We start from the raw sequence: 12,367 nt of genomic DNA, 5'->3' as shown, positions 1-12,367 counted from the left end.
ATAATGACACGGAAGAAACGTTTTATAGCAGGATTGGTGCTGGCGACCGTGACCTTGTCGGCATGTGCTGGCCGCCCAGACCTGCAAGACCAGCCGCTATCAGATCGCGAGTTTAACCTTGAAGAATTCTTCGACGGAAAATCCGTCGCACGTGGTCAATTTCAAGACCTGTTCGGAAGGGTTCAACGCCGGTTTGACGTTCAGATCACCGGAGAATGGAATGGCCAGACGCTGACGTTGGTTGAAGACTTCACTTATGACGACGGCGAAACCGAGCAGCGCATCTGGACACTTGAGAAAACCGGCGAGGAGACTTGGGAAGGGACGGCTCCTGGTGTTCTGGGCGCCGCCGTTGGTCGCGAGAATGGTGATACGTTCAATTGGACATATCGCATTGACCTACCAGTCCGGAAGGGCACGATGCGTGTCGATTTTGATGATTGGATGTGGCTCCTCAATGAAGATCGAGTGCTTAATCGAGCCTACGTGTCGCGATATGGGGTACGCATTGGTGAAGCCATCATCGTTTTCGAGAAGCTATAAGTGGTGTTTCTCGCCGCCACTAAGGATCACAATCTCGCACACGCGGTAAATGTCGATAAAGCTGTTCGAACGGCTTTGGGCGCGCAGCCTTGTGATCGGTTACCTTGGCCAAATCCTAACAAGTCGTAATGGGAAATCTTGTCTAGAACGGGGCGTTTTGGACCCATATCACCACAATGTCCCACAATAGATACGCAGCGGCAGGCAAAGCTTGACACGGGTAACGGCTTTTCGCCTTCTAATCCAGACAATGCGCACAGCGCGATATACACTTGATAAGAGGCCCCGATGATCCGTTCCGTTGCAACCTTCCTGCTTGTTTCTACGCTCCCAATGATCGCACAGGCGCAAGAGGCGCGAAACTGGCAAGAACAGTGCATATCGGCCTCACGCTCGGCGGCGTTGGTGTGCCGCGCAACGCAGACTGTCGTGGACGCTCAAAATGGGGCACCGATCGTGCGCAGCACCGTGGTCACATCGGAAGAGCTGGATCTTCCTGGTCATGCACTTTTGTCTGTTGAATTGCCCGTCGGCGTACACATCCCGTCTGGTGTAACCCTTGGCAGCATCACCTTGGCCCTTGAAACCTGTGACACAGCCGCCTGCTATGCAAACACGCCATTCTCAGGTGAGATTTCGGACATGTTTCTGGCCGGAGGCACCCAGCCCCTTACATTCCGGATGGCCCCTGATCAGGACGTAAGCTTTACCCTTCAACTTGATGGGTTTGCGCAAAGCTTCGACGCGATCAAACTGGCTGAATAGGTTGCTTTAGAACGCGTGTTCAAGCCGGAAGCCAACGCTGTTTGATGTTGTGTTGCCAAGCCAACGGCGCTCGGCCACGATCTCGGCCGAAGTAAGCGGTGCCAACTCCAATCCCACCGATGCTTCCACGGCCCAGCTGTCTTCCAATGCATCAGTCACGGTAAATGGATCAGACCCTGCGGGGCTGGCAATGAACCGACCTGTGGAGGTGGCCGAGCGGTTGCCTAGATAGGTCTGACGCGACAGCTTCAATCCGCCGGTGACCGAGCTGCAACGTGCACGGCAGCCTTCCTGTACCGGACCGTCAAAGCCCAGCTCGATTGACGGGGTAAAGACCACAAACCAATCCGTGCTGTGTTCCAGCGCCAGACCAAGGTCTCCACCACGTTCTTGGGTGGCTTGCGAGGCCGTCTTGCCAAGGCTTAGATGTGCGCCGGGGCGAACAAATAAACCAGAAGCCAGATCAAATTGCTTTTCCGCACCAAGCGACAAGGCAATGCTGGAGGTGTTCAGGGTTCCCTCAGTGGAACCTCCGATGAACGGACTACGCTGGATGTCCGAGCTTGCCTGACCGCCCGCCAATCCAAATTTCCAATCAACCCCATATCTGGCTACATCATAGTTGAGCCCGATCATCATGTGACGACCCGAGGCACGGGCACCAGCATTGGCATGGCTGGTGGTGTTCGATCCGAAATCTAGTCCGAACCCCAGCCGTGCGCCATTGTCCAACTCGCGCGCTGCGCTCAGCTGCGAGGATGCACGCGAGGTTGCCTGATCCTGATACTCGAAATCCCCACTGCGTCGGCTTTTTTCGCTGCCAAAGCTGAAGGTCACGCAGCTGGACGTTTCGTCAGAGAGTTCGCAGCGACCAAATCGTTCTGCAAAGCTCAGAAGGCCAAGGTGGTTGGACGCTTTGCGGGCTGCATAGACCTCGGCATTCATGCTGTCATACAGAACTGGAAGAATGCTTGCATCCGGCACCGAAAACAGCGCCGCTGAGAGGTCCTGCAACCCGGCTGGAGCCCCCCCTTTGAAGGCAGAATTCAGATGCGCGCCAAGGGCTGTCTGGTTTCGATTGAAATTGGCGTCTGCGGGCGTGAAATCCACATCCCATTGCACCGCGAGCTGGGTCGAAGACAGCGCTGCTATCCAATAGTCGACGATCGCGCTGGGCGCGATATCAAGGCTCAGCCCACCCATATCCGCCCCGGCAGATGCTGTAGAGAAGTGGGCATGTGAGGTGCCCGAGCGCAAATGCGATGCGTTGTAGGTCAGGACCGAAAGCGTACCATCCCAATTGGCGTATCCGGTGTTGATCAGGTGATCCGCGGTGCGTGTGCCGAAATCAAGGTCGATAAACGTGGTCCCGACTGCGGCCTGCTGGAAATCTCCGGTCAGGTGCAGGTCGTCCAGCGTTGAGGGTCTTTGTGCGGGATCAAACGCAGCTACACGTGCGGCGGTATTCAAATAGCCGGTGTCGCCAAATGACAACTCGCCGGCATTCATCAACAGCCCCGACGCGCCAGCGCTGCCATCGTGTAGATGCGATTGCGCGCCAAGAAGCATCAGAGCCCCATCTTGGTTGTCGAACAGGTTCTGTCCCGACCCAAGGTCAAACGATCCAACGAATACGCCTGCGTTGGTGATTGCGTCATTTCCGCTGAGCGCCTCGATCACGGTCGCGTCCAGCCCGCCAGAAGATTGTAGCTGGCCTTCGTTCGTCAACGTATTGTCGGTACCACCCACCAAAGACACGGTGGCTGTGTTCGATCCACCGGTGATGGTCGATCCTTTGCCGATGCCAATATCAACGCGGTTTGGCTGGCCGCCATTGGCAGTGGTTTGCGCAAGGATCGCATAGGCGTCGTCGCCCAGAACGGTAATGTCACCCGTATAGTTGACCGTCACGCTGCCCGAAGGCGCACCGGCTCCATCAAGAGCGGTTGCATATATGCCGTGCGCGCCGTCGCCCGCAGTGATGATTGTACCCGTGTGATCCACAAGCACATCGCCTGCTGTGCCGATGGCACCTGTGCTGCCGACAAGCCCAGTGCCTTGGCCGATCTGGCCTAAAACACCGCCGCCGCCGCCGACCGATTGCGCGAAGATGGCTGTCGCGCCGTCACCCAGCGTGACAATGGCGCCCTGGCTGACAACGGTAACGTCGCCACCATTTCCGCCAGCGCCACCCGAGGCGCCGAATGCCAGAGCATCCGTATTTTCCTCGCCATAGACACCACGATCCACATTGCCGCCCATGCCGCCGCCACCGCCAACGGATTGCGCGAAGATGCCATAACCTGCGGTTCCAGCGGTTAGGATAAGGCCTTCATTCGTGACCAGAACATCCCCGCCAATACCACCAGCACCGCCCGAGCCGCCAAGCCCGATGGTGCCTGTTTCGCCAACAGCGCCGTATCCGCCAAGACCTCCACCGCCACCGACGGATTGCGCAAAGACACCGATGGCGCCTTCGCCCAACGCCATCACATTTCCGCGGTTGGTCACGGTCACCAAACCACCATCACCGCTCGCGCCGCCGCGACCGCCGATGGCAATCTCAAACCGGCTTACGCCATCCTCTTCCTCATCCGCTTCAGGGGGTTCGGGGGCCGTCGGGGGATCGGGTGCGGGCGGAAGGCCCGGGACATCCGGTGCTTCAGGAAGATCTGCAACCATCGGCAGGCCCGGTAGTGCGGGCAACCCGGGAAGTCCGGGTACAGTAGCGCCATTCAACCCAGGCAAACTGCCTAGATCCCTCAAGCTGGGCAGAGTTGGTAAGTTGGTCAGGTTGGGCAAGTCAGGCAGACCGGGAAGACCGGTCGCTCCGGGTAGGCCGGGCAGGGACCCTAGCGATGGGAAGGCCGGAAGGGCAGGGAGGGTCGGCAGGTTTGCGACCAGATCGCCCCCGATAGCCACCAGTTCATCTATGGTGGGTTTGCCGTGTTCGCCATGGCCTCCGACACCGCCGCCGCCGCCAACAGATTGCGCCATGACGCCGAAGGCATTCGCGCCGTAGGTGACAACCCAGCTGTCATTTTCAACGGTCACATCGCCGCCATTGCCAGCCGCTCCACCGTTGCCACCCATGGTCAAAACACGCGACTTGTTCTGCGGTCCGTTGGGCTGGTTCGTGTCAGCGGTTCCCGCAAAGATCGTCACGGCCTTGGAATTTCCGCCCGAACCGCCCCCGCCGCCGATGGATTGCGCCATGACACCGTGCGAGTTCAGGCCGAACGTGTTCACGACCCCGTCGATATCCACAGTCACGGCACCTCCGTGTGCGCCGGTGCCTCCTTCGCCGCCAATTCCAACGGCAACCGCAAGGTTGCGTGCAGGGTCGCCGCTCTGGCCGGTTGCAGGTGTTGTTGCGCGCGTCATCGCAAGGGCAGAGCCGCCGGCACCGCCACCGCCGCCAATCGACTGCGCCAAAACACCCTCCGAGAACGCTCCGGTGGTCAACAGATAGCCGGAGTGAGTCACACTGACCGCGCCGCCGATATTGCCGTCGCCACCTGCGCCGCCGATCGAGAACGCATATTGGGTGGTGTCACCACCGCGTCCCAAAGCAGCGCTGCCGGTGAAGCCACCTGCACCACCACCGCCACCGATGGATTGGGCCTGAATGCCCCGGCTGAGAACACCTTGGGTGAACAGCGCGGCACTGTTGGTGACAGCGACCTGATCGGCATAGCCGCCCGTTCCACCGTCTCCACCAAGCGACAGGCCGAAGGCCGTGCTGTCCGCGCCCGAAAAGCCGATCGATAGCGCTTGATTGGCAGTGCCGCCACCGCCGCCGATCGATTGGGCAAGGATCGCGTGGGAATTACCAGCCAGCGTTGTGATGCCAGCATGGTTTTGAACATTGACAGCGCCCGCGTGGTTTCCGTCTCCTCCGGAACCGCCAAGCGCCACATAGAACTGGTTCGCGCCCGAGCCAGCTTTTTTCGCAATGATGCTGCCTGCCACGGCCTGTCCGCCGTTGCCACCACCGCCACCGATGGATTGGGCTGTGATGCCATGGCTGCGTGTGCCACCGGTTGCGATCGAGGCCATATTGGTGACCGTAACACCTGAGGCATAGCCGCCCGTGACTCCAGCACCACCGTTGGCCAGTGCCAGCTGTGTCGCTTCGTTGTCTAGGGCGAAGTTGAAGGCCATTGCGCCGCCGCCCGAACCACCGCCGCCACCCAGCGACAACGCGCTGATGCCTGTCGCATCGGCGCCGCGTGTCAGGATTGCACCGTTCGACGTCACATCCACTGTGCCACCAAAGTGACCAACGCCACCATTGCCGCCCAGTTGCAGGCTCAGCGTTTTGCCGTCATCAAAGGAACCGGCAAATGCTCCGGCAAAGCCGCCGGTGCCGCCACCGCCGCCTATAGCGTGTGCCATGATGCCGCCGCTGCCATCCGAGGCCGTGTCGATCACGCTGCCCGACACCACGGAAACCGCGCCGGAATGTCCGCCGCTGCCGCCCGTGCCGCCCAGTGTGACGGCAACCCCGTTGGATTTCGAGGAAAGGGCCAGACCAGCATTTACACCTGCATTGCCGCCGCCGCCGCCCAGTGACCGCGCGATGATACCCGCTGCGTTCGTGCCCTGTGTGATCACCTGCCCATTGGACACAACCCGCACGTCACCCGCACGCGATCCGGTGCCACCATCTGCGCCCAGTTGCAGCGACAGCGCGTTTGATTTCGAGAATGCGCCCGATAGATGCACGTTCGCTGATCCGCCACCGCCACCGATGCTTTCCGCTGTGATGCCAGCACTGCCCGCACCCGTCGTGTAGATGTTGGCGTGCAGCTGCACAAGCGAGACCGCGCTGCCCGCACCGCCCGAACCACCGCGACCGCCCATGGTCAGGCTCAGACCGGCACCGCTTGTGCCCTGAGCCGCCATCGTGAAGCTGCCATTGCCGCCGCCTCCGCCGATGGACTGTGCGCGGATCGCAGCTGCGTCATCGCCATGCGTATAAACGTTGATCAAAACCCCCGCTGCGCCAATCCGCCCGGTGACCGTGCCTCCGTTACCACCGGCGCCGCCACTGGCACCGACAGAAAGGCTGCCGCCAAATCCTTTGTTGCCGCCACCGGCAATATTGTACGAGCCGTTGCCGCCACCGCCGCCGATCGATTGCAGCAGCATAGCCTCTGCACCTTGGCCGCGTGTTTGCAGCACCGTGCCGCCACCAGCGAGCCCGGTTTGGGTAAAGTCTACAGTGCCGCCCGAGCCACCGATGCCGCCTCTGGCACCAATGGACAGACTGGCCGAAGCAGCGCCCGCTGCCCGCAAGGACAAGGTGCCGCCCGCGTTACCTCCGCCGCCGCCAATGGACTGTGCCAAAAGCGCTTGGGCGCCTTCGCCCGCAGTGGATACGGTACCGGAATTGGTCACGGTCACAGCGTTGCCATTGCCGCCATTGCCCCCGGTACCGCCAAGCGCAAGGGTCAATGCATTGCCCGAGGTCGCCGACAAGCTGCCAGCGGATCCGGCTGCACCGCCGCCACCGCCAATGGACTGCGCCACCAACCCTGCCGAGCGGTCGCCCAGTGTAAACAAATCTCCGGTGTTGTTGACGGTTACAGTGCCGCCCCAGCCGCCGGTGCCTGCGTTGCCACCAAGGCTGACGGTTGCCGCGCGACCCGAACTGGCCGTCCCGCCAAGCGAGAAGCCGCCATTGCCGCCGCCGCCTCCGATGGACTGAGCCCGGATTGCCGCGCTGTCATCGCCTTGGGTCAGGATCGTCGCGGTTTGCGTCACACGAACCGTGCCGCCAAAGGCGCCGCCCGAACCGCCACCACCCAGCCGAAGCGAAGCAGAGTTTCCGCCGCCTGCCAGACCTGCGGAGAGGCCTCCCGTGCCGCCGCCGCCGCCAATCGATTGTGCCAGCAACCCGTCAGAATGCGCACCACCCGTCATGATGGCGCCAGTGTTCGTAACCTCGACCGTCCCGCCGTGCACGGCACCTGCGCCTGATCCGCCGATGGTCACGCCAAGGTTGGCGGATCTGGCTAGAGCGCCGCCGATGGTGAAGCCCCCATTGCCGCCACCGCCGCCAATCGACTGCGCGGCAAGGCCGATCGCGTAGTCGCCCGTGGTGTTGATGGTGGCCGCATTGGTCACGCCCACATACCCACCTGAGCCGCCCGAGCTGCCGCGACCGCCAATGCCGACAGATGCTGCCGCTGTTCTGCTGAACGCACCCGTGATCGCCATACCACCATTGCCGCCGCCACCGCCGATGGATTGCGCCAGAATACCGGCCGAGTGATCTCCGGTCGTGAATAACTGACCTTCGGCGCTGACGTGCACCGCCCCAGCCGATCCGCCAGATGCTCCGCGTCCGCCAAGGGCGAAGGCTCCGCCGGCCGTGGTGGACACACTTGATGACGCTGAGAAGCCGCCATTGCCACCACCGCCGCCGATCGACTGCGCAAGGATCGCACCCGAGAAACGGCCCGTAGTGCTGATGTCATCATAGCTCGCCAAAGCGACGGAGCTGCCCGCGCCACCTGCGCCACCTGCGCCGCCAAGCGCAACGTTAAGCGCGGCGGTGCCTGCGTTCAGCCCGCCCGAGACGGCAAAGCCACCATTGCCGCCGCCTCCGCCGATCGATTGTGCTGAAAGACCTGTGGCGTGATCGCCAAGCGTGCTGACTGAGGCGCGATTGGTCAGTGAAACCGTGTTGCCATCTCCGCCCGTGCCGCCAGAGCCGCCCATGGCAAGTCCGGCTGTAAATGCGCTGTTCGAGGCATCTGCCCCAATCGCGAAGCCGCCATTGCCGCCGCCCCCGCCGATGGATTGCGCCAAGACACCGATCGAGCCATCACCTTCGGTGTGCACCCATGTGTCAAACGCCGTGGTACCCAGCGAGACTGTCACCGCGCCGCCAAACTGACCGTTGCCACCGGATCCACCCATCGCCAGTGTGGCTCGGTTGCCGCCAAAGCCACCGGATACAGAGAAGCCGCCATTGCCGCCGCCGCCGCCAATGGACTGCGCCACAAGGCCATGGGACAGATCCCCTTTGGTCAGGATGCTCTCGGTAACGCTGGCAGTAACGTAGTTGCCTCGACCACCGATGCTGGCAGCCCCCCCAAACGCCATCGTGGCGCTGCCGGTGCCGGCGTTCGCGCTGGAGGCCGTAAAGCCACCATTACCGCCGCCTCCACCGATGGATTGCGCAAGGATCGCGGTGGAATTGTCGCCATAGGTCTCGATGTTGCGATCTGGAATGGCCGAATTGGCGACGACTACATTAACTGCGCCAGCAGACCCGCCAATACCGCCAGCTCCGCCGAACCCAAGCCCGACCGAGCCTGTCGCCGCGAAGCTGCCAGAGCTGGACATGCCGCCATTGCCGCCTCCGCCGCCGATGGACTGTGCGACCAGTGCATTGGCGTTATCGCCAAAAGTCCATGCTCCGTTTGATGCAAGCAGATCGACCCGTGCGCCATTGCCTCCGAGGCCACCGGATCCGCCGATGCTGGCGGTCGCACTGGCGGTAAAGCTGGCCGAGGCGCTGATCGCCATGCCGCCGTCTCCGCCGCCGCCGCCGATGGATTGTGCCAGAACGCCGGTTGCGCCGTCGCCCTGTGTCAGAACCAACCCGGTCGCATTGGCCCAAACCTGTCCGCCATGACCGCCGCCGCCGCCCCTGCCGCCAAGGGAAAGGCTACCCGATGCGGTTCCTGACAGAGCACCGGCAATTGCCATGCCGCCACGGCCGCCCCCGCCGCCGATGGATTGCGCCACAAGGCCCGAGGACATGTCGCCCGCCGTGACGATGGCGCCATTTGCGGTCACTGATACGCGCTGCGACGTGCCGCCGCTTCCGCCCGCGCCGCCAAGCGCGACCGACAACGCCCCTTTGCCCGAGGCGCCCGCCGCAAGGGCCATTCCGCCATTGCCGCCACCACCTCCAAGCGATTGCGCCAAGATCCCCGTGGCGTGGTCGCCTTGGGTGCCGATCCGATCATATGTGGTTACCGTTACGGTGCGGCCGCCGCCACCGCCGCCGGCAGCGCCGCCCACGGCCACCGACAGGCTTCCGCCGCCACTGGCCGCACCTGCGACCGCGAAGCCGCCATTGCCGCCACCGCCTCCGATGGATTGCGCGACGATCCCGTGGGCGCCGTCACCCGACGTGTCGATCTGACCACGCGAGGTTACAGTGACATGGCTGCCATATGTGCCCAGCGATCCGCTGCCGCCCAAAGCCAGCGATCCCGCACCCGCGCCACCAAAGCTTTGCGCCATCGAGTGCCCGCCATTGCCGCCACCGCCGCCGATGGATTGCGCAACGATGCCCGAGGACATCAGCCCGCGTGTCGCTATATTTCCGTGACTGTCGACAGCAACGTTTGCACCGCTGCCGCCTCGTGCGCCGTCGCCACCCAAGGCGAAGCTCAGGCTTCCGACGCCGCTCATCGCGCCTGCGAAAGCGAACCCGCCATTGCCGCCACCGCCGCCGATGGATTGCGCCAGAATGGCCGAGGAACGGTCCCCATACGTGAGAAGGCTGTTATAGGTCGTGACACTGACGTTTTGCGCTTGGCCGCCTGCCTCGCCCGATCCGCCCAGTGCGAAGCTGAGGGCGCCGGATGTGGCCGCTGATCCCGAGATCGCATAGCCGCCGCTGCCACCGCCGCCGCCCAGCGATTGCGCACGGACGGCGTTGGCCCAGTTCCCCTCGGTTCGGATGTCGCCGCGATAGGCAACGTTCACGCTGCCCGCACCGCCCCCGACGCCGCCATTGGCCCCGATGGCGAAGGCAGCCGAGAAGCCCGCGCCGAACGCGCTGGACATCGCCCCGCCGCCATTGCCGCCACCACCACCGATGGACTGCGCCAAAATGCCGTCCGCGTAATCTCCGCGCGTATTGATGTTGGCCGATCCGGTAAAGCCGCTGGTATTGGTGACGTTCACCTGAGAGCCATTGCCGCCAAATCCGCCGCTTCCGCCCATAGCGAAGGATGCAAAGGCACCGGACGATGTGGCCGAGCCACCTGTGCCGCCCCCGCCGCCAATACTTTGCGCCGAAATCCCGGCGGCATAATGTCCCCAGGTGGAAACGTACCCGTCATTGAACACGTTGGCGCGCTCGCCATTGCCGCCAAATCCACCACGCCCGCCGATTGCCGCCATTCCGCTGGCGTTGCCGCCGTGACCGCCGCCGCCGCCGATGGACTGCACGAAGATGCCGATCGCGTCTTGCCCAGCAGTATAGATCGCGCCGCTGTTTATAACGGTGGCTTGACCCGACGATCCTGCCGAGTTGCCATCGCCCCCAAGCGCGCCCGCACCATTGGCACTGCCGCCCACGCCGCCGCCACCACCAATGGATTGCGCCAGAATGCCGTGGCTGCGCAGGCCCCAATGGGTATTGATCGTGCCGCGATTGATGACTTGAAGTCCGGCGCTGTCACCGCCAAGGCCGCCTGTGCCTCCAATGGCATAGAAACCATCAGAAGCACCACCCGCACCGCCACCGCCGCCGATGGATTGTGCCAAAATGCCGACGGCATCATAAGCACCCCAAGTATCGATCGAGGCGTTGTTGGTCACGAATACGCCGCTGCTGCTGCCGCCAGACCGCCCGTTCCCACCAGCTGAGAACAGATAGCCGCCTGAGCCAGCTGTGCCGGCAAATCCGCCAATGGATTGCGCTAGAATACCGTTTGCACCGGCACCGCGCGTGACGATGCTGGCCCAATTCTGGTTGGTCACTCGCACGATATCCCCGCGCGAGGCTGAACCACCCGCGCCGCCGGATCCGGAAACCCAGCCGCCATTGCCGCCCAGCCCCCCTCCGCCGCCCAACGATTGCGCCACGATGCCCGAGGACCGGAACCCATATGTGCTGATCGAGGCCATGTTGTTCAGGACTACGTATTCTCCGCGTCCACCGATTCCACCGCTGCCACCGCTGCCAAACACCGTGCCATTGTGACCATTGCCACCGTTTCCGCCCAGGCTGCGCATCAAGATCCCGGCCGCATCGTTGCCATAGGTGGTGATATAGCCTTGAACGATACCGCCAAGCGTTCCGCCCCGGCCACCCGGTCCCCCATATGTACGGTCGCTTGACCCACCGGATCCGTGGCCACCCGCGCTTGCCATGACAACGCCATGTCCACGGTTACCGGTTGTCACCATCGAGAAGGCGTTGCCCGCGGCCCAGTTTGCGTATTGGGAATTGGTTCGATCATGGCCGAAGTCGTAAATCGTGTTGTCGAAATAGATCGCCCCATCGCCTGGACCACGGGCCGGGAAGGAGTTGTCGATCCGCAGGGATAGATCGCTGCCAGAAAAGCCGAAGCGCTCATCAAGGTATGGGAAGTTCACGTCCCCTTGCATCAAAAATGCGCCATACGAACTGAGCTCAACCGCAGAAGCCCCGACACCGTTGGCGCCAATGTATCGTCCGGCCCCATCCGGCAGAAGCCGCGCTTCGAAGTCATGGCCATAGTCCAAATAGGGTTGCGCATAAGTGAGCAAGCGAATGGCCGAGATGTTGTTGGTGACAATCGGGCCGTCCAGATAGGCGACCTCGATCTCAGAGAATGTATTTGGATTGAATGGATTGAGCAGATGCCAGCCAGCCAAGGGAACATAGGTGAATCTTGGAAAGTGAACGCCGTCGGACTGGTCGCCTTCGCAGAAGACCTCGACGATCGCGCCCGAGACGGGATGGCCGTTGTCCTCGATGCAGGGGTCATTGGCCCATGCAGGCATTCCAGCAAGCACATTCAGCCCGGCCAAAAGGCCGAGTCTGGATACATAACAAGTTAAATTTTTTGCGACACCCCAGCCACCCCAGGACACGCGGAACCTACGAAAAATCATCTATTTAGTACGTTGAGCGCCTCGGCAGATTTTCCTGCACTTTAGGTCACCCATTCCCCAACTACATGACGCGAGGCTAGAGAGGCGATTTTCTTCTGTCAATAAGCCTTAAAATTAACACAAACTCGACAGTTTTCCGGTCGGATAAGGGGCGGTGCAGAGCAGTCTAAGCGCAGCTCATATCAATTCGGCTGCCGATCTG

At 62.3% G+C, this 12,367-nt stretch carries 3 protein-coding genes; 2 read left to right on the top strand and 1 reads right to left on the bottom strand.

Features of this window, described 5'->3' with window-relative positions; translation table 11 throughout:
* Positions 1 to 3: 3 nt before the first annotated feature.
* Together ACP15F_RS10410 and ACP15F_RS10405 are read left to right on the top strand one after the other, a co-directional pair.
* Entirely contained in the window at positions 4 to 543 is a 540-nt protein-coding gene (locus ACP15F_RS10410) for a DUF3833 domain-containing protein (RefSeq protein WP_424940724.1), read from the top strand.
* Positions 544 to 831: 288 nt separating this feature from the next.
* Positions 832 to 1,308 (top strand): invasion associated locus B family protein, encoded by a 477-nt coding sequence (locus ACP15F_RS10405; protein ID WP_424940723.1) that lies wholly within the window; start codon positions 832 to 834, stop codon positions 1,306 to 1,308.
* 6 nt (positions 1,309 to 1,314) lie between these two features.
* On the opposite strand, the gene ACP15F_RS10400 is transcribed toward ACP15F_RS10405, so the two are convergent.
* On the bottom strand, positions 1,315 to 12,054 hold the full coding sequence (locus tag ACP15F_RS10400) for a hypothetical protein (protein ID WP_424940722.1): 10,740 nt from the start codon (positions 12,052 to 12,054) through the stop codon (positions 1,315 to 1,317).
* Positions 12,055 to 12,367: the final 313 nt, after the last annotated feature.

It is taken from the genome of Aliiroseovarius sp. S253, from assembly GCF_049800855.1.
Classification (GTDB): domain Bacteria; phylum Pseudomonadota; class Alphaproteobacteria; order Rhodobacterales; family Rhodobacteraceae; genus Aliiroseovarius.
Note: the sequence above shows the minus strand (reverse complement) of the source record. Positions and strands in the feature narration are given on the sequence as shown.